22 protein-coding genes and 4 tRNA genes are annotated in these 24,857 nt (G+C 55.0%); 20 read left to right on the plus strand and 6 right to left on the minus strand.

Features of this window, described 5'->3' with window-relative positions; all coding sequences use genetic code 11:
• Positions 1 to 2: 2 nt before the first annotated feature.
• The gene (rhlB, locus tag OOJ60_RS21515; RefSeq protein WP_060569249.1) at positions 3 to 1,268 is read right to left on the minus strand and encodes an ATP-dependent RNA helicase RhlB; all 1,266 of its coding nucleotides are present in this window, start codon (positions 1,266 to 1,268) and stop codon (positions 3 to 5) included.
• A gap of 143 nt (positions 1,269 to 1,411) precedes the next feature.
• Here rhlB and trxA point away from each other — a divergent pair, with 143 nt between their 5' ends.
• The 18 genes from trxA (at position 1,412) to OOJ60_RS21605 (ending at position 16,538) form a co-directional block, all read left to right on the plus strand.
• Entirely contained in the window at positions 1,412 to 1,741 is a 330-nt protein-coding gene (trxA, locus tag OOJ60_RS21520; RefSeq protein WP_042292820.1) for a thioredoxin TrxA, read from the plus strand.
• Between the two features lie 125 nt (positions 1,742 to 1,866).
• On the plus strand, positions 1,867 to 1,989 hold the full coding sequence (locus OOJ60_RS21525) for a rho operon leader peptide (RefSeq protein ID WP_120714861.1): 123 nt from the start codon (positions 1,867 to 1,869) through the stop codon (positions 1,987 to 1,989).
• A gap of 87 nt (positions 1,990 to 2,076) precedes the next feature.
• The gene (rho, locus tag OOJ60_RS21530) at positions 2,077 to 3,336 is read left to right on the plus strand and encodes a transcription termination factor Rho (RefSeq protein ID WP_002437993.1); all 1,260 of its coding nucleotides are present in this window, start codon (positions 2,077 to 2,079) and stop codon (positions 3,334 to 3,336) included.
• Positions 3,337 to 3,576: 240 nt separating this feature from the next.
• The gene (wecA, locus tag OOJ60_RS21535; protein ID WP_205613160.1) at positions 3,577 to 4,680 is read left to right on the plus strand and encodes a UDP-N-acetylglucosamine--undecaprenyl-phosphate N-acetylglucosaminephosphotransferase; all 1,104 of its coding nucleotides are present in this window, start codon (positions 3,577 to 3,579) and stop codon (positions 4,678 to 4,680) included.
• A gap of 12 nt (positions 4,681 to 4,692) precedes the next feature.
• Positions 4,693 to 5,739, plus strand: coding sequence for an ECA polysaccharide chain length modulation protein (gene wzzE / locus OOJ60_RS21540; protein ID WP_042292818.1), 1,047 nt, complete (start codon positions 4,693 to 4,695; stop codon positions 5,737 to 5,739).
• Between the two features lie 55 nt (positions 5,740 to 5,794).
• The gene (gene wecB, locus OOJ60_RS21545; protein ID WP_205613161.1) at positions 5,795 to 6,925 is read left to right on the plus strand and encodes a non-hydrolyzing UDP-N-acetylglucosamine 2-epimerase; all 1,131 of its coding nucleotides are present in this window, start codon (positions 5,795 to 5,797) and stop codon (positions 6,923 to 6,925) included.
• Positions 6,922 to 8,184, plus strand: a complete 1,263-nt coding sequence (gene wecC / locus OOJ60_RS21550; RefSeq protein WP_205613162.1) for a UDP-N-acetyl-D-mannosamine dehydrogenase — start codon at positions 6,922 to 6,924, stop codon at positions 8,182 to 8,184. Before wecB ends, wecC begins: the two co-directional genes overlap by 4 nt.
• Positions 8,181 to 8,858, plus strand: a complete 678-nt coding sequence (rffC, locus tag OOJ60_RS21555; protein ID WP_205613163.1) for a dTDP-4-amino-4,6-dideoxy-D-galactose acyltransferase — start codon at positions 8,181 to 8,183, stop codon at positions 8,856 to 8,858. The genes wecC and rffC overlap by 4 nt, the downstream gene beginning before the upstream one ends.
• A gap of 4 nt (positions 8,859 to 8,862) precedes the next feature.
• Positions 8,863 to 9,993, plus strand: a complete 1,131-nt coding sequence (gene rffA / locus OOJ60_RS21560; RefSeq protein WP_205613164.1) for a dTDP-4-amino-4,6-dideoxygalactose transaminase — start codon at positions 8,863 to 8,865, stop codon at positions 9,991 to 9,993.
• A gap of 1 nt (position 9,994) precedes the next feature.
• A complete protein-coding gene (gene wzxE / locus OOJ60_RS21565) occupies positions 9,995 to 11,245 on the plus strand; it encodes a lipid III flippase WzxE (RefSeq protein WP_205613165.1) in 1,251 nt (416 codons plus the stop codon).
• The gene (locus OOJ60_RS21570; RefSeq protein ID WP_205613166.1) at positions 11,242 to 12,321 is read left to right on the plus strand and encodes a TDP-N-acetylfucosamine:lipid II N-acetylfucosaminyltransferase; all 1,080 of its coding nucleotides are present in this window, start codon (positions 11,242 to 11,244) and stop codon (positions 12,319 to 12,321) included. The genes wzxE and OOJ60_RS21570 overlap by 4 nt, the downstream gene beginning before the upstream one ends.
• Complete coding sequence (gene wzyE / locus OOJ60_RS21575) at positions 12,318 to 13,670, plus strand: ECA oligosaccharide polymerase (protein ID WP_205613167.1); 1,353 nt, start codon at positions 12,318 to 12,320, stop codon at positions 13,668 to 13,670. The genes OOJ60_RS21570 and wzyE overlap by 4 nt, the downstream gene beginning before the upstream one ends.
• Before the next feature lie 2 nt (positions 13,671 to 13,672).
• Complete coding sequence (wecG, locus tag OOJ60_RS21580; RefSeq protein ID WP_042292808.1) at positions 13,673 to 14,413, plus strand: lipopolysaccharide N-acetylmannosaminouronosyltransferase; 741 nt, start codon at positions 13,673 to 13,675, stop codon at positions 14,411 to 14,413.
• A gap of 202 nt (positions 14,414 to 14,615) precedes the next feature.
• The gene (gene thrP / locus OOJ60_RS21585) at positions 14,616 to 16,001 is read left to right on the plus strand and encodes a bifunctional threonine/serine APC transporter ThrP (protein WP_042292806.1); all 1,386 of its coding nucleotides are present in this window, start codon (positions 14,616 to 14,618) and stop codon (positions 15,999 to 16,001) included.
• A gap of 102 nt (positions 16,002 to 16,103) precedes the next feature.
• Positions 16,104 to 16,180 (plus strand) — tRNA-Arg (locus tag OOJ60_RS21590).
• A gap of 57 nt (positions 16,181 to 16,237) precedes the next feature.
• Positions 16,238 to 16,313 (plus strand) — tRNA-His (locus OOJ60_RS21595).
• A 19-nt stretch (positions 16,314 to 16,332) separates the two neighbouring features.
• Positions 16,333 to 16,419: transfer RNA gene (locus OOJ60_RS21600), tRNA-Leu, on the plus strand.
• A 42-nt stretch (positions 16,420 to 16,461) separates the two neighbouring features.
• Positions 16,462 to 16,538 (plus strand) — tRNA-Pro (locus OOJ60_RS21605).
• A 569-nt stretch (positions 16,539 to 17,107) separates the two neighbouring features.
• On the opposite strand, the gene hemY is transcribed toward OOJ60_RS21605, so the two are convergent.
• The 4 genes from hemY to hemC are packed head-to-tail and all read right to left on the minus strand — an operon-like array spanning position 17,108 to position 21,191.
• Complete coding sequence (gene hemY, locus OOJ60_RS21610) at positions 17,108 to 18,304, minus strand: protoheme IX biogenesis protein HemY (protein WP_042292802.1); 1,197 nt, start codon at positions 18,302 to 18,304, stop codon at positions 17,108 to 17,110.
• A 2-nt stretch (positions 18,305 to 18,306) separates the two neighbouring features.
• The gene (hemX, locus tag OOJ60_RS21615; RefSeq protein ID WP_205613168.1) at positions 18,307 to 19,491 is read right to left on the minus strand and encodes a uroporphyrinogen-III C-methyltransferase; all 1,185 of its coding nucleotides are present in this window, start codon (positions 19,489 to 19,491) and stop codon (positions 18,307 to 18,309) included.
• A 21-nt stretch (positions 19,492 to 19,512) separates the two neighbouring features.
• Positions 19,513 to 20,253, minus strand: coding sequence for a uroporphyrinogen-III synthase (hemD, locus tag OOJ60_RS21620; protein ID WP_205613169.1), 741 nt, complete (start codon positions 20,251 to 20,253; stop codon positions 19,513 to 19,515).
• Positions 20,250 to 21,191, minus strand: a complete 942-nt coding sequence (hemC, locus tag OOJ60_RS21625; protein ID WP_042292864.1) for a hydroxymethylbilane synthase — start codon at positions 21,189 to 21,191, stop codon at positions 20,250 to 20,252. The genes hemD and hemC overlap by 4 nt, the downstream gene beginning before the upstream one ends.
• A 388-nt stretch (positions 21,192 to 21,579) precedes the next feature.
• Between hemC and cyaA the strand changes: the two genes are divergently transcribed.
• Positions 21,580 to 24,126 carry a class I adenylate cyclase gene (gene cyaA, locus OOJ60_RS21630; RefSeq protein WP_042292797.1) on the plus strand — a complete coding sequence of 849 codons (2,547 nt, stop codon included), beginning with the start codon at positions 21,580 to 21,582 and terminating at the stop codon, positions 24,124 to 24,126.
• Positions 24,127 to 24,186: 60 nt separating this feature from the next.
• On the opposite strand, the gene cyaY is transcribed toward cyaA, so the two are convergent.
• The gene (gene cyaY / locus OOJ60_RS21635; protein ID WP_042292793.1) at positions 24,187 to 24,507 is read right to left on the minus strand and encodes an iron donor protein CyaY; all 321 of its coding nucleotides are present in this window, start codon (positions 24,505 to 24,507) and stop codon (positions 24,187 to 24,189) included.
• A 139-nt stretch (positions 24,508 to 24,646) separates the two neighbouring features.
• On the opposite strand from cyaY, the gene lptM reads away from it, so the two are divergent.
• On the plus strand, positions 24,647 to 24,850 hold the full coding sequence (gene lptM, locus OOJ60_RS21640) for an LPS translocon maturation chaperone LptM (RefSeq protein WP_042292789.1): 204 nt from the start codon (positions 24,647 to 24,649) through the stop codon (positions 24,848 to 24,850).
• Positions 24,851 to 24,857: the final 7 nt, after the last annotated feature.

Genomic DNA, 24,857 nt, shown 5'->3' on the forward strand with positions numbered 1-24,857 from the left:
TTTTAACCCGAACGACGACGGTTACGCGGGGCGCCAGCCCGACGCGGGCCATTGCCTGGGCGCGAGCGCGTCAGACGCAGCGGCTTCGGCAGATTGTTCATCAGCGCATCCGGATTGTATTTGCTGACCGGAATGGAGTGACCGATGTAGGTTTCGATCGCCGGAAGGTTCAGCGCGTACTCTTCACACGCCAGGCTGATGGAGTGGCCACTTGCGCCTGCGCGTCCGGTTCGGCCAATGCGGTGGACGTAATCTTCGCAATCGTCCGGCAAATCGTAGTTAAATACGTGGGTTACTGCGGGAATATGCAGCCCGCGTGCGGCAACATCGGTAGCGACAAGAATATCCAGATCGCCGCGGGTGAACTCGTCGAGAATGCGCAGGCGTTTTTTTTGCGCCACGTCGCCCGTCAGCAGGCCCACGCGATGACCATCGGCGGCCAGATGGCCCCAGATGTCTTCACAGCGGTGTTTCGTGTTAGCGAAAACAATGGCGCGATCCGGCCATTCTTCTTCAATTAATGTTTGCAGAAGGCGCATCTTCTCTTCGTTAGACGGATAGAAAAGCTCTTCTTTAATACGGTGGCCGGTTTTTTGTTCCGGCTCGACTTCCACGTATTCGGCGTTGTTCATTTGTTCGAACGCCAGTTCACGCACGCGGTAAGAGAGGGTTGCGGAGAACAGCATGTTCAGACGCTGTGTGGCTGGCGGCATGCGGCGGAACAGCCAGCGGATATCTTTAATAAAGCCCAGATCGTACATGCGATCGGCTTCGTCGAGGACAACGACCTGAATCGCGCCCAGGTTAATGTGATTCTGTTTTGCGTAGTCGATCAGACGGCCTGTGGTGCCGATAAGAATATCGACGCCGCTTTCCAGCACTTTCAGCTGCTTGTCATAGCCGTCGCCGCCGTAGGCGAGACCCAGCTTCAGACCTGTGGTCTGCGCCAGCGGCTCGGCATCGGCGTGGATCTGCACGGCTAACTCACGCGTCGGCGCCATGATTAAGGCGCGCGGCTGGTTCACCTTGCGATCGTCAATCGCGGGATGAGAGAGAAGATAATGAAACGTTGACGTCAGGAACGCCATCGTTTTGCCAGTACCGGTTTGCGCCTGCCCTGCAACATCGCGACCGGCCAGCGTAAGCGGCAGCGCGAGGGCCTGAATGGGCGTGCAATTATGAAACCCTTTATTTTCAAGGGCTTCGATCACCTTTGGGTGCAGGGCGAAGTCGGAAAACTTCTGTTCTGTTAAATGTGTTTTGCTCATAGTGTGGTAGAATATCAGCTTACTATTGCTTTACGAAAGCGTATCCGGTGAAATAAAGTCAACCTTTAGTTGGTTAATGCGACATCAACACGTCGTTGATGAAGGCAAAACCAACGTACCAGGCTTATTCCTGTGGAGTTAATATGAGCGATAAAATTATTCACCTGACTGACGACAGTTTTGACACGGATGTACTCAAAGCGGACGGGGCAATCCTCGTCGATTTCTGGGCAGAGTGGTGCGGACCGTGCAAAATGATCGCCCCGATTCTGGATGAGATCGCTGACGAATATCAGGGCAAACTGACGGTTGCTAAACTGAACATTGACCAGAACCCAGGCACCGCGCCGAAGTATGGTATCCGTGGCATCCCGACTCTGCTGCTGTTCAAAAACGGTGAAGTTGCAGCGACCAAAGTGGGCGCACTGTCCAAAGGTCAGCTGAAAGAATTCCTCGACGCGAATATCGCGTAAGAGGATACCTCATGCTCGGGCGCCCTTAATCCTAAATGATTCGGATGACTGGACGCCCGGCGTGAGTCGTGCTAAGTTAGTGTTGACTTCGTATTAAACATACCTTATTAAGTTTGAATCTTGCTATTTCCACAACGTCTCAGTTTCACCCGAGATGTGGACAGATTCCTGGCTTATCATTCATTCCGTCTTGTCGTTTCAGTTCTGCGTACTTTCCTGTGACCAGACAGCGAACAGACATGAGTTGATGGCCGTAAACAGGCATGGATGACCCTGCCATACCATTCACAACATTAAGTTCGAGATTTACCCCAAGTTTAAGAACTCACACCATTATGAATCTTACCGAATTAAAGAATACGCCGGTTTCTGAGCTGATCACTCTCGGCGAAAATATGGGGCTGGAAAACCTGGCTCGTATGCGTAAGCAGGACATTATTTTTGCCATCCTGAAGCAGCACGCAAAGAGTGGCGAAGATATCTTTGGTGACGGTGTGCTGGAGATATTGCAGGATGGATTTGGTTTCCTCCGCTCTGCAGACAGCTCCTACCTCGCCGGTCCTGATGACATCTACGTTTCCCCCAGCCAAATCCGCCGTTTCAACCTCCGCACTGGTGATACCATCTCTGGTAAGATTCGCCCGCCGAAAGAAGGCGAACGCTACTTTGCGCTGTTGAAAGTTAACGAAGTTAACTATGACAAACCGGAAAACGCCCGCAATAAAATCCTTTTCGAAAACTTAACGCCGCTGCATGCCAACTCTCGTCTGCGCATGGAACGGGGTAACGGTTCGACTGAAGACTTAACGGCGCGCGTGTTGGATCTGGCTTCGCCAATCGGTCGCGGTCAGCGTGGCTTGATTGTGGCGCCGCCGAAAGCGGGTAAAACCATGCTGCTGCAAAATATTGCGCAGAGCATTGCCTACAACCACCCAGACTGCGTGCTGATGGTATTGCTGATCGACGAACGTCCGGAAGAAGTGACCGAGATGCAGCGTCTGGTGAAAGGTGAAGTGGTTGCGTCGACTTTTGACGAACCGGCATCCCGTCACGTTCAGGTCGCCGAAATGGTGATCGAAAAAGCGAAGCGCCTGGTTGAACATAAGAAAGACGTTATCATTCTGCTCGACTCCATCACCCGTCTGGCGCGTGCCTACAACACCGTGGTACCGGCTTCCGGTAAAGTGTTGACCGGTGGTGTGGATGCCAACGCCCTGCATCGTCCGAAGCGTTTCTTCGGGGCGGCGCGTAACGTGGAAGAGGGCGGCAGCCTGACCATCATCGCGACCGCGCTTATCGATACCGGCTCCAAAATGGATGAAGTTATCTACGAGGAGTTTAAAGGCACCGGTAACATGGAACTGCACCTCTCCCGTAAGATCGCGGAAAAACGCGTCTTCCCGGCTATCGACTACAACCGTTCCGGTACCCGTAAAGAAGAGTTGCTTACCACCCAGGAAGAGCTGCAGAAGATGTGGATCCTGCGTAAGATCATTCACCCAATGGGCGAAATCGACGCAATGGAGTTCCTCATCAATAAGCTGGCGATGACCAAGACCAACGATGATTTCTTCGACATGATGAAGCGTTCGTAAGAGTACGACCAGCCAAAAACGCCACGTTTTTACGTGGCGTTTTGCTTTTATGCCTGTAATCTTAACAACGTCTTAATAAGATGTTGCGTAAACACACTCCGCTGCACCGCGTTTTGCCTGGTAAAAACGAAATGTGGTTAAAAATAATACAAAACAGACGCTTCGGAATGGAGTTTCCCTTCTGAATACAGGTCTTCATGGTTATACTTCTGCTAATAATTTTCTCTGAGAGCACGCATTGTGAATTTACTGACAGTCAGTACTGATCTCATCAGTATTTTTTTATTCACGACACTGTTTCTGTTTTTTGCGCGCAAGGTAGCAAAAAAGATCGGTTTAGTGGATAAGCCCAACTTCCGCAAACGTCACCAGGGATTGATACCGTTGGTTGGGGGCATTTCAGTATATGCGGGGATCTGTTTCACGTTCGGCATCGCAGATTATTATATTCCCCATGCTGCTCTTTATCTTGCCTGTGCGGGCGTGCTGGTTTTTATCGGCGCGCTCGACGATCGCTTTGATATCAGCGTAAAAATACGCGCTACCGTACAGGCCGCTATCGGCGTCGTTATGATGGTGGTCGGTAAACTCTACCTCAGCAGTCTCGGCTACATTTTTGGGCCGTGGGAAATGGTGCTCGGTCCTTTCGGTTATTTCCTCACCCTTTTCGCCGTCTGGGCGGCCATCAATGCCTTTAATATGGTTGATGGCATCGACGGTCTGTTAGGTGGGCTTTCCAGCGTCTCCTTTGGGGCGATGGGGCTTATCCTCTGGTTTGACGGACAGACAAGCCTTGCCATCTGGTGCTTTGCGATGATAGCCGCCATCCTGCCGTATATCCTGTTGAACCTGGGCGCGCTGGGTCGACGCTACAAGGTTTTTATGGGGGACGCTGGCAGTACGCTGATAGGCTTTACCGTCATCTGGATCCTGTTAGAAACCACGCAAGGACAAACCCATCCTATTAGCCCGGTTACCGCGCTGTGGATTATCGCCATTCCGCTGATGGACATGGTGGCCATTATGTACCGCCGCCTGCGCAAAGGAATGAGTCCGTTCTCGCCTGACCGTCAGCACATTCATCATTTGATCATGCGCGCAGGGTTTACTTCCCGCCAGGCGTTTGTCCTCATTACCCTGGCCGCTGCCCTCCTCGCCTCTATTGGCGTGCTTGCGGAATACTCTCAAATTGTGCCTGAGTGGGTCATGTTGGTGCTCTTTTTGCTAGCATTCTTCCTCTACGGTTATTGCATTAAGCGTGCCTGGAAAGTGGCGAGATTCATCAAACGCTTAAAGCGCAGACTGCGCAGAAACCGAGATAATAAGCCAAATTTAATCAAGTAAATCGAGGGTGCGATGACTCAACCATTACCGGGGGCACACGCCGTGAGCGCTGAAAATGAACTGGATATTCGTGGGTTGTTTCGTACCTTATGGGCCGGGAAGGTATGGATTGTCGGTGTCGCACTGTTGTTCGCGCTGCTCGCGTTAGCGTATACCTTCTTTGCCCGCCAGGAGTGGAGCGCGACCGCCATTTCCGATCGCCCTACGGTGAACATGCTGGGAGGCTACTATTCCCAGCAGCAGTTTCTGCGTAATCTGGATGTCAAAGTCAGCAATACGCCAGCCGATCAGCCTTCGGTGATGGATGAAGCCTACAAAGAGTTCGTGATGCAGTTGGCCTCATGGGATACTCGTCGCGATTTTTGGCTGCAAACCGACTATTACAAGCAACGGATGGTGGGTAACAGCAAGGCCGATGCCGCGATGCTGGATGAGCTGATCAACAATATTCAGTTTATCCCCGGTGATTTCACTCGTGCTGTTAACGACAGCGTCAAGCTGATTGCCGAAACCGCACCTGACGCCAACAATCTGTTGCGCCAGTATGTCGCCTTCTCGAGCCAGCGCGCGGCAAGCCATCTGAATGACGAGCTGAAAGGCGCTTGGGCGGCGCGGACCGTGCAAATGAAAGCGCAGGTTAAACGCCAGGAAGAGGTGGCAAAAGCCATTTTCTCCCGCCGCGTAAGCAGTATCGAACAGGCGCTGAAAATCGCCGAGCAGCACAATATTTCTCGCACGCAGACAGACGTTCCGCCGGATGAATTGCCGGAGTCGGAACTGTTTTTATTGGGACGTCCGATGCTCCAGGCTCGCCTCGAAAATTTACAGGCCGTTGGTCCCACCTTCGATCTGGACTACTTCCAGAACCGGGCCATGCTGAATACATTGAACGTGGGGCCAACCCTGGACCCGCGTTTTCAGACCTATCGCTATTTGCGGACGCCGGAAGAACCGGTAAAACGCGATAGCCCGCGCCGTGCCTTCCTGATGGTGATGTGGGGCATCGTGGGGGGGCTTATCGGCGCTGGTGTTGCGTTAACCCGCCGCCGCACGATCTAGCACGACTGCCGCAGTGAGGGGCTGGGCCCTCACTGACTATTCGAAGAGAATCGATGTGAAAGTACTGACTGTATTTGGCACGCGACCGGAAGCCATCAAAATGGCGCCTTTGGTTCATGCGCTGGCAAAGGATCCTGATTTCGAAGCGAGAGTTTGCGTCACCGCGCAACACCGGGAGATGCTCGATCAGGTTTTGAACCTCTTTTCCATTGTTCCTGACTACGATCTTAATATTATGCAACCGGGTCAGGGGCTGACAGAAATAACCTGTCGAATTCTGGAAGGGCTGAAGCCTATCCTGTCTGATTTCAAGCCTGATGTGGTACTGGTACATGGCGATACCACCACCACTATCGCCACCAGTCTTGCGGCATTTTATCAACGCATCCCTGTCGGGCATGTGGAAGCCGGACTTCGCACTGGCGATCTGTTTTCGCCGTGGCCGGAGGAGGCAAACCGGACGTTGACCGGCCATCTGGCGATGTACCATTTCGCGCCGACTGAAAACTCACGGCAAAACCTGCTGCGTGAAAATATCGCTGACAGCCGCATCTTTGTTACCGGCAATACGGTGATCGATGCGCTTATTTGGGTGCGTGACCGCGTCCTGGCCAGCGATAAGCTGCGCTCAGCGCTGGCCGAACGCTACCCTTTCCTGTGCGAAGATAAAAAGCTGATTCTGGTGACGGGGCATCGACGTGAAAGTTTTGGCCGTGGTTTTGAGCAGATTTGCCATGCGCTGGCGGATATTGCCGCCGCCAACCAGGACGTGCAAATTGTCTATCCGGTCCATCTGAACCCCAACGTCAGTGAGCCGGTCAACCGTATTCTCGGTCACGTTGAAAACGTGATGCTGATTGAACCGCAGGACTATTTACCTTTTGTCTGGCTGATGAATCACGCCTGGCTGATCCTCACCGACTCCGGAGGGATTCAGGAAGAAGCACCGTCGCTGGGCAAACCGGTACTGGTGATGCGTGAAACGACCGAACGCCCAGAAGCCGTGACGGCGGGGACGGTGCGCCTGGTGGGCACTGACTCCCGGCGCATTGTTGCGGAAGTCACGCGCTTGCTGTATGACGAAAATGAATATCAGACCATGAGTCGCGCCCATAACCCTTACGGTGACGGGCAGGCCTGTGGCCGAATTTTAGACGCTTTAAAAAACAGTCGGGTATCGCTATGAGTTTTTCTACCATTTCTGTTATTGGTCTGGGATATATCGGTTTGCCAACGGCGGCCGCCTTCGCGTCGCGCCAAAAGCAGGTCATTGGTGTGGACGTTAACCCGCACGCGGTAGATACCATCAACCGCGGTGAAATTCATATCGTTGAGCCGGATCTGGGCAAGGTGGTAAAAACGGCGGTTGAGGGTGGATCTTTGCGCGCCACCACTACGCCGGTTGACGCTGACGCATACCTGATCGCCGTTCCCACACCGTTTAAAGGCGATCACGAACCCGATATGGCCTATGTCGAAGCCGCAGCGAAATCCGTGGCGCCGGTACTGAAAAAAGGGGCGCTGGTGATCCTTGAGTCTACCTCGCCAGTCGGTGCGACAGAGCAAATGGCTGCCTGGTTGGCGGCGATGCGCCCGGATCTCACTTTCCCGCAGCAGGCCGGAGAGCAGGCTGACGTCAATGTGGCCTATTGCCCTGAACGCGTACTGCCGGGTCAGGTGATGGTCGAACTGATTAAGAATGACCGCGTGATTGGCGGTATGACGCCGGTATGCTCGGCGCGCGCCAGCGAACTGTACAAGATCTTCCTTGAAGGTGAGTGCGTGGTGACGAACGCCCGCACAGCGGAAATGTGTAAGCTCACGGAAAACAGTTTCCGCGATGTCAATATTGCTTTTGCGAATGAACTGTCGCTGATCTGCGCCGATCAGGGGATTAACGTCTGGGAACTGATCCAACTGGCGAATCGCCATCCTCGGGTCAATATACTCCAGCCCGGACCGGGCGTTGGCGGGCACTGCATCGCCGTCGATCCGTGGTTTATCGTGGCGCAAAACCCGCAGCAGTCGCGTCTGATTCGTACCGCGCGTGAAGTCAACGACGGTAAGCCGCACTGGGTTGTTGACCAGGTGAAAGCCGCCGTGGCGGATTGCCTGGCTGCGACCGATAAGCGCGCCAGCGAAGTGAAAATCGCCTGCTTTGGGCTGGCTTTCAAACCGAATATCGACGATCTCCGCGAAAGCCCGGCAATGGAAATTACGCAGAATATCGCCCAATGGCACAGCGGTGAAACGCTGGCGGTGGAGCCGAATATCCATCAGTTACCGAAAAAGCTGGATGGCCTGTGCGCGCTGGCGACGCTGGACGATGCGCTGGCAACCGCCGACGTGCTGGTGATGCTGGTCGATCATAATGAGTTTAAAGCGATGCGCGGTGACGCGGTTCGTCAGCAATATATCGTTGATACCAAAGGGGTCTGGCGGTGAGGATCCGCGCCAGTATTGAGCCGTTAAGCTGGGAAAACGCTTTCTTTGGCGTGAACAGCGCCATTGTGCGCATTAACCCTGCGGCGTCGCCTTTAACGGTGGCAGCACTACAGCGATGGTCACGTGTGCAGGCGAAAATTCCGGCGGCGAATACGGTTGAGCTGGATGCGCTGCAACAACTGGGTTTTTCCCTTGTCGAGGGCGAAGTCGATTTAGCGCTGCCCGTGACGGCAGAATGCGCGCAGAATGGCGCGGAAATTGCACAGTTGGCAGACATTCCTGCGCTGCGCGACCATGCCGCTGTCGCCTTCGCACAAAGCCGCTTTCGCGCGCCGTGGTATGCGCCAGACGCCAGCGCACGCTTCTATGCGCAGTGGATAGAAAACGCGGTGCGCGGCACGTTTGATAGCCAGTGTCTGGTTCTGCGGGCGGTGAACGGCGATATCCGCGGCTATGTTTCGCTGCGAGAAATGAATGACAGCGAGGCGCGCATCGGCTTACTGGCCGGGCGTGGCGCAGGCGCTGAGCTGGTGCAGGCGGCGCTCGGCTGGGCGCGGGCGCATGGCAAAACGACATTGCGGGTGGCGACCCAAATGGGCAACACCGCCGCGCTTAAACGTTATATACAAAGCGGTGCGAACGTGGAAAGCACTGCGTACTGGTTATACAGGTGACAACATGATTCCGTTTAACGCACCGCCGGTGGTGGGAAGCGAACTTGACTACATGCAGTCTGCGATGGGCAGCGGCAAACTGTGCGGCGACGGCGGTTTTACCCGGCGCTGTCAGCAGTGGCTGGAGCAGCGTTTTGGCAGCGCGAAAGTGTTGCTGACGCCGTCCTGCACCGCCTCTCTGGAAATGGCGGCGCTGCTGCTGGATATCCAGCCGGGCGATGAAGTGATCATGCCGAGCTATACCTTTGTATCGACGGCAAATGCCTTCGTGCTGCGCGGCGCGAAAATCATCTTTGTGGATATCCGTCCGGATACCATGAACATCGACGAAACGCGCATTGAAGCGGCGATCACCGATAAAACCCGGGCGATTGTGCCGGTTCATTATGCGGGCGTGGCCTGTGAGATGGACACTATCATGGCGCTGGCGGAAAAATATCATCTGTATGTGGTCGAAGATGCCGCGCAGGGTGTGATGTCGACGTACAAAGGCCGCACGTTGGGAACAATCGGTCACATCGGCTGCTTTAGTTTCCACGAAACCAAAAATTACACCGCGGGCGGCGAAGGCGGCGCGACGCTGATTAACGATCGCAAACTGATCGAACGCGCGGAGATCATCCGTGAAAAGGGTACTAACCGCAGCCAGTTTTTCCGCGGTCAGGTGGATAAATATACCTGGCGCGATATCGGCTCCAGCTATCTGATGTCCGATCTCCAGGCCGCTTATCTGTGGGCGCAACTGGAAGCCGCAGATCGCATTAACCAACAGCGTCTGGCGTTGTGGCAAACCTATTATGACGCGCTACAGCCCCTGGCGCGTGCCGGGCGTATTGAACTGCCGTCCATTCCGGGCGACTGCAAACAGAACGCTCATATGTTCTATATCAAGCTGCGTAATATTGATGACCGGAGCGCGCTGATCAACTTCCTCAAAGAAGCGGAAATCATGGCGGTGTTTCACTATATCCCGCTGCACGATTGCCCGGCAGGGGAGAAGTTTGGTGAATTCCACGGCGAAGATCGCTATACCACCAAAGAGAGTGAACGCCTGCTGCGCCTGCCGCTGTTCTATAACCTGTCGGCAGTGAATCAACGCACGGTGATTACCACATTGCTGAATTATTTCGCCTGATATGTCGCTTGCGAAAGCGTCCCTGTGGACGGCGGCCAGTACGCTGGTCAAAATTGGCGCCGGGTTACTGGTCGTTAAACTGTTGGCGGTGACATTCGGCCCGGCGGGCGTCGGGCAGGCGGGAAACTTCCGCCAGATGGTCACCGTACTCGGCGTGCTGGCGGGCGCCGGGATTTTCAACGGCGTCACTAAATACGTTGCGCAGACGCACGACAACCCGGCGCAGTTGCGAAAAGTCGTCGGTACCTCTTCAGCGATGGTGCTCGGATTTTCCACGCTGCTGGCGCTGGTGTTCCTGGTGGCGGCTGCGCCGATAAGTCAGGGGTTATTCGGTCATACTCAGTATCAGGGGCTAGTACGTTTAGTGGCGCTGGTGCAGATGGGTATCGCCTGGGCTAACCTGCTGCTGGCGCTGATGAAGGGCTTTCGCGATGCAGCCGGAAACGCGCTGTCATTGATTGTCGGCAGCCTGGTGGGGGTCGTCGCCTATTACGGCTGCTACCGGGTAGGCGGTTATGAAGGCGCGCTGCTTGGCCTGGCGCTGGTGCCCGCGCTGGTGGTCATTCCGGCGGCTGTGATACTGATGAAGCGGGGGACGATCCCGCTGCGCTACCTGAAGCCGTCCTGGGATAACGGACTGGCGGGTCAGCTCAGCAAGTTCACCCTGATGGCGCTAATCACTTCCGTCACGCTGCCGGTGGCTTATGTCATGATGCGAAACCTGCTGGCGGCGCACTACAGTTGGAATGACGTTGGCATCTGGCAGGGCGTGAGCAGTATTTCCGACGCTTATCTACAATTTATTACCGCCTCGTTCAGCGTCTGGCTGTTGCCTACGCTGTCGCGACTGACCGAGAAACGCGATATTACGCGGGAAGTGGTCAGGTCGCTGAAGTTTGTGCTGCCAGCGGTGGCGGTGGCAAGTTTTACCGTCTGGTTGCTGCGCGATGTTGCTATCTGGCTGCTTTTCTCTGACAAGTTCAGCGCCATGCGCGATCTGTTTGCCTGGCAACTGGTCGGGGATGTGCTGAAAGTCGGCGCATATGTATTTGGCTATTTGGTGATCGCGAAAGCGTCGCTGCGGTTTTACATACTGGCTGAAATCAGCCAGTTCATTTTACTGACGGCATTTGCGCACTGGCTGATCCCGACGCACGGCGCGCTGGGTGCGGCGCAGGCGTATATGGCCACCTATGTCGTCTATTTTTCACTCTGTTGTGGCGTATTTTTACTCTGGCGTAGGCGGGCATGACTGTACTGATTCACGTACTGGGATCGGATATCCCTCACCATAATCAAACCGTGCTGCGGTTTTTTAACGACGCGCTGGCGCAAACCAGCGAGCATGCCCGTCTCTTTATGGTTGCCGGTCAGGACACCGGACTGACGGAAAGTTGTCCGTCGCTCTCCCTTTCGTTTTACAACGGTAAAAAATCGCTGGCCGAGGCGGTTATCGCGAAAGCCAAAGCGAACCGCCAGCAGCGGTTCTTTTTTCACGGGCAGTTCAATACCGCGCTATGGCTGGCGCTGCTCAGCGGCGGCATTAAGCCCGGTCAGTTTTACTGGCATATTTGGGGCGCGGATCTGTACGAAGTGTCCGGCGGTCTGAAATTTAAGCTGTTCTATCCAGTTCGCCGTCTGGCGCAGAACCGCGTTGGCGGTGTGTTTGCCACCCGTGGCGATCTGCGCTATTTCGCCGGGCTGCATCCACGCGTTCCTGGTGAACTGCTGTATTTCCCGACGCGAATGGATCCCGCGCTAAATAATATGGCGAACGACCGGCAGCGTAGCGGGAAAATGACCGTTCTGGTGGGGAATTCCGGCGATCGCAGCAACGAACATATTGCCGCGCTGAAAGCGGTGCATCAGCAGTTTGGCGATACGGTCAACGTCATCGTCCCGATGGGGTATCCGGCCAATAACGACGCCTATATTGCTGAAGTGAAACAGGCCGGTCTGGCGCTGTTCCGCGCGGAACATTTGCAGGTGCTTGAGGAAAAACTGGCATTCGACGCCTATCTGACGCTGCTTCGCCAGTGCGACCTCGGCTATTTTATTTTTGCCCGTCAGCAGGGGATTGGCACGCTGTGCCTGCTTATCCAGGCCGGGGTACCGTGCGTGCTGAACCGCGAAAACCCGTTCTGGCAGGATATGGTGGAACAGCAACTGCCGGTACTGTTTACCAGCGATGCGCTGAATGAACAGGTGGTGCGAGAAGCGCAGCGCCAGCTGGCATCGGTTGATAAAAACGCGATCACTTTCTTTAGCCCGAACTACCTGCAACCCTGGCACAAGGCGATCAGAATCGCCGCAGGGGAGGCCGTATGAGCCTGATGCAGTTCAGTGGGCTGTTCGCCGTCTGGCTACTGGCGACGTTGTTCATTGCCACGTTGACCTGGTTCGAATTTCGCCGCGTGCGCTTTAACTTCAACGTCTTTTTCTCGCTGCTGTTTCTGCTGACCTTCTTTTTCGGTTTTCCACTGACCAGTGTGCTGGTGTTCCGCTTTGATGTGGGCGTCGCGCCGCCGGAAATTTTGTTACAGGCCTTGTTGTCCGCCGCCTGTTTTTATGCGGTCTATTATGTGACCTATAAGACCCGCTTGCGTAAACGGGCAGCAGACGTACCTCGCAAACCGCTGTTTACCATGAACCGCGTGGAAACCCATTTAACGTGGGTGATTCTGATGGGCATCGCGCTGGTGAGCGTTGGCGTTTTCTTTATGCACAACGGTTTCCTGTTGTTCCGTCTGCATTCCTACAGCCAGATTTTTTCCAGCGAAGTTTCCGGCGTGGCGTTAAAGCGCTTCTTTTACTTTTTCATTCCGGCGATGCTGGTGGTTTATTTCCTGCGTCAGGACAGCAAAGCCTGGTTGTTCTTTCTGGTCAGTACCGTCGCGTTTGGACTACTGACCTATATGATCGTTGGCGGCACCCGCGCCAATATCATCATCGCTTTCGCTATTTTCCTGTTTATTGGCATCATTCGCGGCTGGATTTCATTGTGGATGCTGGCGGCGGCGGGCGTGCTGGGGACTGTCGGCATGTTCTGGCTGGCGCTAAAACGCTATGGGCTGAACGTCAGCGGCGATGAGGCGTTTTACACTTTCCTTTATCTGACCCGCGATACCTTTTCACCGTGGGAAAACCTGGCGCTGCTGCTGCAAAATTACGACAAAATCGAATTTCAGGGGCTGGCGCCCATTGTCCGCGACTTTTACGTGTTCATACCTTCCTGGCTGTGGCCTGGGCGTCCCGGCATGGTGCTAAACGCCGCTAACTATTTTACCTGGGAAGTGCTGAACAACCACTCCGGATTGGCAATCTCTCCAACGTTAATTGGTTCGCTGGTGGTGATGGGCGGCGCGCTGTTTATCCCGCTGGGGGCGATCGTGGTGGGCCTGATCATCAAATGGTTTGACTGGCTGTATGAGTTGGGTAACCGCGAGACGAATCGCTATAAGGCGGCCATTCTGCACAGTTTCTGCTTTGGCGCGATATTCAACATGATCGTGCTGGCGCGTGAGGGGCTGGACTCGTTTGTCTCTCGCGTGGTGTTTTTCATGGTGGTTTTTGGCGCCAGTCTGCTGATCGCTAAACTCCTGTTCTGGCTGTTCGACAGCGCCGGACTGATCCATAAACGTATAAAAACCCTGCCGCGAAAACAGGTTGAAGGATAGCAATGACTGAGAAAACAACGGCGCCGCTCTATGCGCTGCGCGGGCTTCAGCTAATAGGCTGGCGCAACATGCAACATGCGCTGGATTACCTTTATGCTGGCGGTAAGTTGAAGCAGGGCACCCTGGTGGCGATCAACGCCGAAAAAGTGCTGACGGCGGAAGATAATCCTGAAGTCAGGGCGTTGATTAACGCGGCAGAATACAAATATGCCGATGGGATCAGCGTTGTGCGTTCGATTCGCAAAAAATTTCCGGAAGCAGAGGTGTCACGCGTAGCGGGAGCCGATCTGTGGGAAGAATTAATGGCGCGCGCTGGGCAAGAAGGTACGCCAGTATTTCTGGTGGGTGGAAAGGCTGACGTGTTAGCGCAAACCGAAGCGAAACTGCGCGCGCAGTGGAACGTTAATGTTGTGGGTCGCCAGGACGGTTATTTTACCCCAGAGCAGCGGCAGGCGCTGTTTGCGCGTATTCACGCCAGCGGTGCGCAGATCGTCACCGTGGCGATGGGATCGCCGAAACAGGAAATCTTCATGCGTGACTGCCGTCAGGTGCATCCTCAAGCCCTGTATATGGGGGTGGGTGGGACCTACGACGTGTTTACCGGGCACGTCAAGCGCGCGCCGAAAGTGTGGCAAAACCTGGGGCTGGAGTGGCTTTATCGTCTGCTGTCTCAACCGAGCCGCATTACCCGTCAGCTTCGCTTGTTGCGCTATCTGCGCTGGCACTATACCGGCGATCTCTGATCTCCCTTTCCTTGCAGGCAGCGTATTCTGCTGACAACGCTGCCTTTCATCCCTGCATCCGTTCCTTTTTTACACAAATCATGCATTTTTTTAATGCTTCATTTGCCATTTTGCCAAATTTGCGAAACCATGCGCCCCCATCGATGTACCCATAACAATAACCGGTAAAGCCGGATGGTAAGCAAACACGACAAGAGGATGTATGGCAGAGAATAAAGCAGAGCTACAGCGTGGGCTGGAGGCTCGTCATATCGAATTAATTGCCCTCGGGGGCACCATTGGCGTTGGTCTGTTCATGGGGGCCGCCAGCACGCTGAAATGGGCGGGGCCGTCGGTTTTATTAGCGTATATCATCGCCGGCCTGTTCGTCTTTTTCATTATGCGCTCAATGGGCGAGATGCTGTTCCTGGAACCGGTGACCGGTTCGTTCGCCGTTTACGCGCACCGCTACATGAGCCCGTTTTTCGGCTACCTTACCGCCTGGTCATACTGGTTTATGTGGATGGCGGTGGGGATCTCAGAAATTACCGCCATTGGTGTTTACGTGCAGTTCTGGTTCCCGGAGATGGCGCAGTGGATACCTGCGCTTATCGCCGTCGGGCTGGTGGCGCTGGCCAACCTTGCGGCCGTGCGTTTGTATGGCGAAATCGAGTTCTGGTTCGCGATGATCAAAGTCACCACTATTATCGTGATGATTGTTATCGGGCTGGGGGTGATTTTCTTCGGCTTTGGCAACGGCGGTCAGGCGATTGGCTTTGGTAACCTGACTGAGCACGGCGGCTTTTTTGCCGGTGGCTGGAAAGGCTTCCTTACCGCGCTATGTATTGTGGTCGCGTCGTATCAGGGCGTGGAGCTCATCGGTATTACCGCCGGTGAAGCGAAGAATCCGCAAGTTACTCTGCGCAGCGCGGTCGGTAAAGTGCTATGGCGAATCCTGATTTTTTACGTGGGCGCGATTTTCGTTATCGTCACGATTTTCCCGTGGAATGAAATCGGGAGCAACGGTAGCCCGTTCGTGCTGACCTTTGCCAAAATCGGCATTACCGCCGCTGCGGGTATTATTAATTTTGTGGTGCTGACGGCAGCGCTGTCTGGCTGTAACAGCGGAATGTACAGCTGCGGGAGGATGCTTTACGCGCTGGCAAAGAACCGTCAGTTGCCTGCGGCGATGGCGAAAGTGTCGCGTCATGGCGTACCGGTAGCCGGGGTGGCGCTGTCGATTCTGATTCTGCTGGTTGGCTCCTGCCTGAACTACATCATTCCTAATCCGCAACGGGTGTTTGTGTATGTCTACAGCGCCAGCGTGCTGCCGGGGATGGTGCCATGGTTTGTGATCCTGATTAGCCAGCTGCGTTTTCGTCGGGCACATAAAGAGGCGATCGCCTCGCATCCGTTCCGCTCCATGTTATTCCCGTGGGCAAACTGGATAACAATGGCTTTCCTGGTGTGCGTGCTGATTGGCATGTACATTAACGAAGAGACGCGTATGTCGCTGTTTGTCGGCATTCTGTTCTTGCTTGGCGTGACGCTCGTTTATAAGGTTTTTGGCCTTAACCGCCACGGTATCGCGCAGAAAACGCAGGAATAACGGACAAAACGCGCAAAGCGTAACCAAACGCGCATTTTATTTAAAAAGGCACTAGACAGCGGGGTGTGAAGTCCGTATTATCCACCCCCGCAACGGCGCTAAGCGCCCGTAGCTCAGCTGGATAGAGCGCTGCCCTCCGGAGGCAGAGGTCTCAGGTTCGAATCCTGTCGGGCGCACCATTCACCCGGTGCTGGAGCTGCGGTGGTCTCGATACCGCGTAATACAGATTTGCAGTGGTGGCTATAGCTCAGTTGGTAGAGCCCTGGATTGTGATTCCAGTTGTCGTGGGTTCGAATCCCATTAGCCACCCCATTATTAAAAGTTGTGAAATGCGAAGGTGGCGGAATTGGTAGACGCGCTAGCTTCAGGTGTTAGTGTCCTTACGGACGTGGGGGTTCAAGTCCCCCCCCTCGCACCACGACTTAATGAATTGAACTAAAAATTCAAAAAAGCAGTACATCGGCGAGTAGCGCAGCTTGGTAGCGCAACTGGTTTGGGACCAGTGGGTCGGAGGTTCGAATCCTCTCTCGCCGACCAATTTTGAACCCCGCTTCGGCGGGGTTTTTTGTTTTCTGCGCTTCAACGTCTGCTGTTGTCGCCAGACGACATCCCGCATGTTTATTGTCGTCAATCAGTGACAGATAATCCTTTGAAAATAAACTATTTACTTTAATAGCCTGATAGATGTCTCTGCCTGGCGACAATCTGTGCGCGATAGTGCAGACGATCCCGCCGCTAACAGTCGCCATCGCGCGCCATTACAGGCCTGGTAAAAAGTCTTAATCCCTATTTTTGGCGGTGCAATTCTGGCATGCAATGTGCAATAATATACGCGTAGATGCTCATTCCATCTCTTATGCTCGCCATAGTGCCTCATAAACTCAGGAATGATGCAGAGCCGTTTACGGTGCTTATCGTCCACTGACAGATGTCGCTTCGGCCTCATCAAACACCATGGACATAACGTTGAGTGAAGCACCCCTTTATGTTGTCATACAGACCTGTTTTGACGCCTGCTCCCTAAAAGAGCAGGCGTTTTTTTATGTGATTAGCGTACGGGCATTGCAGGCCCGGTAAGCGAAGCGTCACCGGGCGTGAGAGAGGTATTACTGCGGGGGATTGTTCTGCAAGGTCAGCATCAGGCCGTCGCGGCGCATGGTGGCCGCTTCTTCCGGCTGATGCAGACGGTCCAGCGCGTCGGCAAGCCAGGCGTAATCATACGCGTCCGGACGCTGCTTAAGCGCGGCGCGGAAGGCGATAGTCGCTTCCTGCCATTCACCGTGCTTCATCAGCGATTGCCCCAGCGTACTCCACAACAGCGGACGATCGCCCACGGTCTTGATCTGCTGACGCAGCACTTTCTCCAGCTGTTCCGGGTTGTTGGTTTTCAGACGAGGGATTGGCAGCACCAGACGATCGTCATACTGGCGCTTCAGGCCGTCGATGATAATCTGCTGCGCCATATCGTGATCGTCACACTCGATCAGGTGTTCAGCCATTGCCACCTGCAGGGCGACCTGATGGCGTGTTTTACGGCTCTGGTGTTTCCACCATTCACGTAACCCTTCGCTGCCCTGATCGGCTCGCGCCTGATCCATCAAACCAATCCACGCCTGCTGCTCCAGCGCGGCGCGATGTTCTTCGTCGCCGACGTTGGCTTTCGCCATTGACGGGATAATATCCAGCAGCGAACTCCACGCGCCGGTGCGGATGTAGGCTTGTTCCGCCAGGCGCAGTACTTCCGGATGACGTGGCGTGACTTCCAGCAGTTTATCAACGCCGTGACGCGCCGCATGGTTCTCATTACGCGCCAGCTGCAGGCGTACGCGGGCAATCTCCACCGGAATGGTGTCGTTACCTGCCAGTTCCGCCGCGCGTTCCAGATGTTGATTAGCGCGCGCTTCATCGCCGCGCTGCTGCGCCGCTTCCGCCGCCAGCAGATAGTTTACGACCGGTTGTTCGGCATGGTCGGCGTTTTTCGCCATCAGCTTTTCAACCTGTTGGTAGTCGCCTTCCGCCAGCTTCAGCAGCGCCTGTTCCGTTTGCTTACGCGCGCGACGACGCTTACGGCCAACGAACCAGCCTCGCGTATGGGCGCCGGTACGAAGGATTCGGCGCAGCACCCATTCGATGGCAAACAGCACCACCATCGCAAGGATCAGGATGATGACCAGCCCGGTGACGCTGGTTTCGATGTTATATGTATCGGTCTGGATCAGCACGTAACCCTGATGGCCGGCGATCATCGGCCCCACCACAATCCCGGCTATCAACAGCACAAAGAGCAATAATACTTTCAGCATCATTATTCTCCTTGCGGCGCGGCTGCCGGGGCTTCAGCCTGCGGTGCGGCAGGTGCGGGCGCGGCTTCCGTTGTTGTCGCGGTTGGTTGCGCCAGTAGGTTACGCACACGGGTCTGCATTAATTTTTCAAGAATGGCCTGGCTTTGCAGCGTTTCCGGCACGTCCATCGTGATGTTCTGCTGGCTGAGCTTATCCACTTCTTCAAGGAAGGCTTTGGTGGTGGCGTCGTCAGTATCGTAGTAAGCGCGTACCCAGGTTGAGACATTATCCAGCGCCTGGCGGTAGGTTTCTTCCTGATGACGCGGCACTGCCTGCGCGGCGACTAACAGACGAGAGCGAATGTTCTCCCGCAGATAGACATCCTGATTCGGCGCCAGTAGCGGCACGGCGGTGTCGTCGCGACGACGAACGGTAATAAAGCTGTCCATAAAGTTCTGCCAGCTTTTTTGCAGATTAATGCGCCATTCACTGATCGAACTGGAAAGCTCAGGGCTGTCTGCATCCATCGGCGAACCGTCATTGTCGTTATCGGCCAGACGCAGGTTATCGATCTGATTAGACAGCTGATTGACCTTCAGGATAATGCCGTCGTAATCCACCTGGGAAACCGCGGAGAGGCTGGCAATATCGTCGGTAATCGCCCGACGAGCAGCGATCAGGCTTGGATCGTTCATGTCCGCCAGGCTGGCGTCGGCGCTTTTCAGCAATGCCGCCGCCGTGGTGACATCCTGATCGCTCCACAGCTTACGACCTGCCAGCTTGACGAGGAAATCCGCCTGCGCCAGCAGCCAGGTTTTTGCATCGCTACCGGAAATAGTGGCGACTTTTTGCTGCACTTCATCCAGTTGTCTGGACAGTTCGGCTTGCTGGCGATTGGCCTGCTCAAGCTGTGCCGCCTGCTGTTTGATAATGCCTTCCAGCTCCGCTTTCTGGCTTTCCTGCGCCTTTTGCAGCGCGGTCAGTTGATTAACCAGCGCATCGTTCGCGGCGCTTTGGGTGGTTGCCTGTTGTTTTCCCCAGCCATAAAGCCCAACGCCCGCCGCCAGCGCAATCGCGATAGCCACTGCGCTCAGGACCAGCGCGGTGCTGTTGTTACTCTTTTTTTCAGCTTTTACTGGCTGTGGCGTGGTGTCCACGGCCTCCCTGGTTTCTTCAACCACGGCGGAGGATTTTTCTTGTTCCGTCATTATGGCTTCCCATTATGAGAGTTATTGTAATGCGCGCAGTAGCGCATCGTTGTCGGCGTTATCGGCGACCTGAATATCTTGCCAGCCCAGTTCCCGGGCGAGGTGCGCCAGACGCTCACTGACGACAATAAGCCGGCAGCGTAGTAACCAGTTTTCGCGATACCACTGCGGAATCAGCGCGGTAAGCTGTTGCAGCATTTCGCCGCTGGTGACAACCACCGTCGTCACCCCGCGCGACTGCCAGCGCATTGCTTCTTCCGCGCCATCGTAATGTTTAGCGCTGCGTTGATAACATTCATAAAACGCCACGTCAGCGCCGCGCGCCGTCAGGGTTTCCCCCAACAGTTCCCGACCGCCGTTACCGCGTAGGATCAGCGCCCGTTTACCTGCAATATTTTGTAATTCAGGTAATTGTAGCAACACTTCGCTAATTTCCCGATCCTGCGGATAGCGAATATCGTGACCGCTGACGGTATGAAGCGCCAGCGCGGTGGTGCGGCCAATGGCGAAATAGCGCGGTTCAGCGGGCCACTTCTCCCTTTGCCGCTCCAGGTGCGCATGGGCGAAAGAGACCGCGTGTTGCGACAGCGCAAACAGCAGATCGTTATCCGTCAGCGCCGCCAGCGCCTCGGGGAGTCGCGACAGATCGCGCCCCGGCGTGAATTCGATGAGCGGAAAGCTCCAGGCCTCCTGCCCCAGTGCGCGCAGACGGCTCACTAATTCCTCCCCTGCGGGAGACGGGCGGGTGACCAGAATGCTCATGCGGGGGACTCTCCGTTATACACTTCCGTCAGAATAGCGCGGGCGCCGTTGTCCAGCAGCTCTTCGGCAAGCGAGATGCCCATCTGCTCGGCCTGATCGGCGGCACCGCGACGTTCACCGCGCACCATCACCGAACCGTCCGGGGCGCCAACCAGCGCACGCAGCCAAATTTCGCCATCAATCATTTCAGCATAGCTGCCAATCGGCACCTGGCAGCCGCCTTCCAGACGGGTGTTCATGGCGCGCTCAGCTTTCACCCGCAGCGCGGTGATCTCGTCATTCAGCGGCGCCAGCAGCGCCTGGGTGCGCGTATCATCAAGACGGCATTCAATGCCGACCGCGCCCTGGCCCACTGCAGGGAGCGAAATTTCCGGCGGCAGCGCGGTGCGGATGCGTGATTCAAGTCCTAAGCGTTTGAGGCCTGCAACGGCAAGAATAATCGCGTCGTAGTCGCCGTTATCCAGTTTGCTTAAACGCGTGCCGACGTTGCCGCGCAGGGAACGGATAATAAGATCCGGACGGCGCTCGGCGAGCTGGCACTGGCGGCGTAAGCTCGACGTGCCCACAATACTGCCTGCGGGCAATTCGTCGAGTGTATTGAAGGTATTTGAAACAAAGGCGTCACGCGGATCTTCGCGTTCGCAGATAGTCACCAGCCCCAGCCCTTCAGGGAATTCGACCGGGACATCTTTCATTGAGTGCACTGCGATATCGGCGCGTTTTTCCAGTAGCGCGACTTCGAGTTCTTTCACGAACAAGCCTTTACCGCCCACCTTGGCCAGCGGGGTGTCAAGAATGACGTCGCCACGCGTCACCATTGGCACCAGTTCCACCACCAGGCCGGGATGATTTGCCATCAGCGCGTCTTTGACATAATGTGCCTGCCAGAGCGCAAGGGGGCTTTGGCGTGTGGCAATTCTTAAAACATTGTCTAACATGCTTGTTACCGTCATTATCGTCCGTGGTTCATCCTAACATCCTTACAAGTGGGATGGCAGTGTTACGGTCAAAGGTAAGTAAAGGATAAGACGCAGCGCGACAGCTGGCAGTAAATAATGACGAGAAGCCGCCCGATCGTATTACAGAATTTACGCGCAGCGATTGGTGCTACACTTGTATGTAGTGCATCTTTCTTTACGGTCAATGAGCAAGGTGTTAAATTGATCACGTTTTAGACCATTTTTTCGTCGGTAAGCACAAAAATACGGACGAAAAGGGTAACGGTTTTTTTGACATACGGTTTATCCCGAATGGTGAAGGTCGCGCGCAGGCGTTCTTACTGCGACGATCGACAACATGACGGGTAGCAACATCAGGCGATACGTCTTGTACCTCTATATTGAGACTCTGAAACAGAGACTGGATGCCATAAATCAATTGCGCGTGGATCGCGCGCTTGCTGCCATGGGACCTGCTTTTCAGCAGGTGTACAGTCTTCTGCCGACATTATTGCATTACCACCATCCGCTGATGCCGGGGTACCTTGATGGTAACGTTCCCCGAGGCATTTGCTTCTACACGCCTGATGAAACCCAACGCCACTACCTGAACGAACTGGAACTGCACCGAGGACTCGCGCCGCAGGATCCGCCGAAGGGCGAATTGCCTATCACTGGCGTTTACTCAATGGGCAGCACCTCCTCCGTTGGGCAAAGCTGTTCGTCTGACCTGGATATCTGGGTATGCCACCAGTCGTGGCTCGACAGTGAAGAGCGCCAACTACTGCAACGAAAATGCAGCCTGCTGGAAAGCTGGGCCGCCTCGCTGGGGGTGGAAGTCAGCTTCTTCCTGATCGATGAAAACCGTTTCCGTCACAATGAAAGCGGTAGCCTGGGGGGAGAAGACTGTGGCTCCACCCAGCACATCCTGCTGCTCGACGAATTTTACCGCACTGCTGTGCGCCTCGCCGGTAAGCGTATTCTGTGGAATATGGTGCCGGGCGACGAAGAAGAGCATTACGATGACTACGTGATGACGCTCTACGCGCAGGGCGTGCTTACGCCGAACGAATGGCTGGATCTGGGCGGCTTAAGCTCACTCTCCGCCGAAGAATACTTCGGCGCCAGCCTGTGGCAACTGTATAAAAGCATTGATTCCCCCTACAAAGCGGTGCTCAAAACGCTGCTGCTTGAGGCTTATTCCTGGGAATACCCCAATCCGCGCCTGCTTGCAAAAGACATTAAACAGCGCCTGCACGACGGCGAAATTGTGTCATTTGGGCTCGATCCATACTGCATGATGCTGGAGCGCGTTACTGAATATCTCACGGCGATTGAAGATCCGACGCGCCTGGATCTGGTGCGTCGATGTTTCTATCTGAAAGTGTGCGAGAAACTGAGCCGCGAGCGCGCCTGTGTGGGGTGGCGACGTGAGGTACTGAGCCAGTTAGTGAACGAATGGGGATGGGACGACGCCCGTCTGGCTATGCTCGATAACCGGGCAAACTGGAAGATCGATCAGGTGCGTGAAGCGCATAACGAGCTGCTCGACGCCATGATGCAAAGCTATCGTAATCTGATCCGCTTTGCGCGCAGGAATAACCTTAGCGTTAGCGCCAGTCCGCAGGATATCGGCGTTCTCACCCGTAAACTGTATGCGGCATTTGAAGCCCTGCCGGGTAAAGTCACGCTGGTGAACCCGCAGATTTCGCCCGATCTCTCTGAACCGAATTTAACCTTTATCCATGTGCCGCCGGGCCGCGCCAACCGTTCAGGTTGGTATCTTTATAACCGCGCGCCGAACATGGATTCGATCATCAGCCATCAACCGCTGGAATATAACCGCTATCTGAACAAACTGGTGGCCTGGGCGTGGTTTAACGGCCTGCTGACCTCGCGGACGCATCTGTTTATTAAGGGCAACGGTATTGTGGATCTGCCGAAGCTGCAGGAGATGGTGGCGGATGTTTCGCATCACTTCCCGTTGCGTCTGCCAGCGCCGACGCCGAAAGCGCTCTACAGTCCGTGTGAAATTCGCCATCTGGCGATTATCGTTAACCTTGAATATGACCCGACGGCGGCGTTCCGCAATCAGGTGGTGCATTTCGACTTCCGTAAACTGGATGTGTTCAGCTTTGGCGAAGAGCAAAATTGCCTGGTCGGCAGCGTTGACCTGTTGTACCGCAACTCGTGGAACGAAGTGCGTACCCTGCACTTTAACGGCGAACAGGCGATGATCGAAGCGCTGAAGACGATTCTCGGCAAAATGCACCAGGATGCCGCGCCGCCGGACAGCGTGGAAGTGTTCTGCTACAGCCAGCATCTGCGCGGCTTAATTCGTACCCGCGTACAGCAACTGGTTTCCGAGTGCATTGAACTGCGTCTTTCCAGCACCCGTCAGGAAACGGGACGCTTTAAGGCGCTGCGCGTTTCCGGCCAGACCTGGGGCCTGTTCTTTGAGCGCCTTAACGTGTCGGTGCAGAAGCTGGAAAACGCCATTGAGTTTTACGGCGCGATTTCGCATAACAAGCTGCACGGCCTTTCCGTGCAGGTGGAAACGAACCAGGTGAAGCTGCCGCCGGTGGTGGATGGCTTTGCCAGCGAAGGGATCATCCAGTTCTTCTTTGAAGAAACCGGCGATGAGAAGGGCTTTAATATTTACATTCTGGACGAGAGCAACCGTGCGGAAGTGTATCATCACTGCGAAGGCAGTAAGGAAGAGCTGGTGCGTGACGTCAGCCGCTTCTACTCGTCGTCGCATGACCGCTTTACTTACGGCTCCAGCTTCATAAATTTCAACCTGCCGCAGTTTTATCAGATTGTGAAAACCGACGGGCGCGCCCAGGTGATCCCGTTCCGCGCGCAATCTATCAGCAACGTCCCGCCGGCCAACCAGGATAACGACGCGCCGCTGCTGCAACAGTACTTTTCGTAATTATCGCGCCCGATGACGCTTCGCTTATCGGGCCGACATTCGGACGAACCTGAAACAAACTTAGCGGAAGCTGACCGTCTCGCCCGCCTGCTGCGTTGCCGCCTGTTCCAGCAGATCCCAGAAGGTTTCGCCGCTGCGATCGCACACCCATTCGTCGCCTTTCAGGTCAAAATGGTAACCGCCCTGTTTGGTTGCCAGCCATACCTGATGCAACGGTTCCTGACGGTTGATAATAATTTTGCTGCCGTTTTCAAAGCTAATGGTCAGCACGCCGCCATTGATCTCGCAGTCGATATCGCTGTCACCGTCCCAATCGTCCAGACGTTCTTCGATGGTCATCCACAGGGTATCTGCCAGGCGATGGAATTCACTGTCGTTCATTGTCGTTTCCCGTTTTTTTCGTGATGGCGGCAGTATAACGCGAAACAAAACGTGTTGCAGATTACTGGCAAACTCTTGCTTTTACGTCTTCTCCTGCGATGATAGAAAGCAGAAAGCATGAACTTACAGGCAATCCATAATGAAAAACGTGTTTCAGGCACTCGCTGTACTTCTGACTCTGTTCAGCCTGACGGGCTGTGGCTTAAAAGGTCCGCTTTATTTCCCGCCAGCCGATAAAAACGCGCCGCCGCCGACCAAACCTGTTGATCCGCAAACGCAATCAACGACGCCCGATCAAAACGATCGCGCAACGGGAGACGGGCCAACGCAGGTGAACTACTGACGGTGTG

The sequence above is a fragment of the Citrobacter sp. R4 genome (assembly GCF_026719175.1).
GTDB classification, from domain to species: domain Bacteria; phylum Pseudomonadota; class Gammaproteobacteria; order Enterobacterales; family Enterobacteriaceae; genus Citrobacter_A; species Citrobacter_A sedlakii.

What these genes read in the sequence shown, in the direction of transcription:
- rhlB (WP_060569249.1), bottom strand. Translation starts at nt 1,268, where the DNA reads ATGAGCAAAACACATTTAACAGAACAGAAGTTTTCCGACTTCGCCCTG.
- trxA (WP_042292820.1), top strand. Translation starts at nt 1,412, where the DNA reads ATGAGCGATAAAATTATTCACCTGACTGACGACAGTTTTGACACGGAT.
- rho (WP_002437993.1), top strand. Translation starts at nt 2,077, where the DNA reads ATGAATCTTACCGAATTAAAGAATACGCCGGTTTCTGAGCTGATCACT.
- wzzE (WP_042292818.1), top strand. Translation starts at nt 4,693, where the DNA reads ATGACTCAACCATTACCGGGGGCACACGCCGTGAGCGCTGAAAATGAA.
- wecC (WP_205613162.1), top strand. Translation starts at nt 6,922, where the DNA reads ATGAGTTTTTCTACCATTTCTGTTATTGGTCTGGGATATATCGGTTTG.
- rffA (WP_205613164.1), top strand. Translation starts at nt 8,863, where the DNA reads ATGATTCCGTTTAACGCACCGCCGGTGGTGGGAAGCGAACTTGACTAC.
- wzxE (WP_205613165.1), top strand. Translation starts at nt 9,995, where the DNA reads ATGTCGCTTGCGAAAGCGTCCCTGTGGACGGCGGCCAGTACGCTGGTC.
- OOJ60_RS21570 (WP_205613166.1), top strand. Translation starts at nt 11,242, where the DNA reads ATGACTGTACTGATTCACGTACTGGGATCGGATATCCCTCACCATAAT.
- wzyE (WP_205613167.1), top strand. Translation starts at nt 12,318, where the DNA reads ATGAGCCTGATGCAGTTCAGTGGGCTGTTCGCCGTCTGGCTACTGGCG.
- wecG (WP_042292808.1), top strand. Translation starts at nt 13,673, where the DNA reads ATGACTGAGAAAACAACGGCGCCGCTCTATGCGCTGCGCGGGCTTCAG.
- thrP (WP_042292806.1), top strand. Translation starts at nt 14,616, where the DNA reads ATGGCAGAGAATAAAGCAGAGCTACAGCGTGGGCTGGAGGCTCGTCAT.
- hemY (WP_042292802.1), bottom strand. Translation starts at nt 18,304, where the DNA reads ATGCTGAAAGTATTATTGCTCTTTGTGCTGTTGATAGCCGGGATTGTG.
- hemX (WP_205613168.1), bottom strand. Translation starts at nt 19,491, where the DNA reads ATGACGGAACAAGAAAAATCCTCCGCCGTGGTTGAAGAAACCAGGGAG.
- hemD (WP_205613169.1), bottom strand. Translation starts at nt 20,253, where the DNA reads ATGAGCATTCTGGTCACCCGCCCGTCTCCCGCAGGGGAGGAATTAGTG.
- hemC (WP_042292864.1), bottom strand. Translation starts at nt 21,191, where the DNA reads ATGTTAGACAATGTTTTAAGAATTGCCACACGCCAAAGCCCCCTTGCG.
- cyaY (WP_042292793.1), bottom strand. Translation starts at nt 24,507, where the DNA reads ATGAACGACAGTGAATTCCATCGCCTGGCAGATACCCTGTGGATGACC.
- lptM (WP_042292789.1), top strand. Translation starts at nt 24,647, where the DNA reads ATGAAAAACGTGTTTCAGGCACTCGCTGTACTTCTGACTCTGTTCAGC.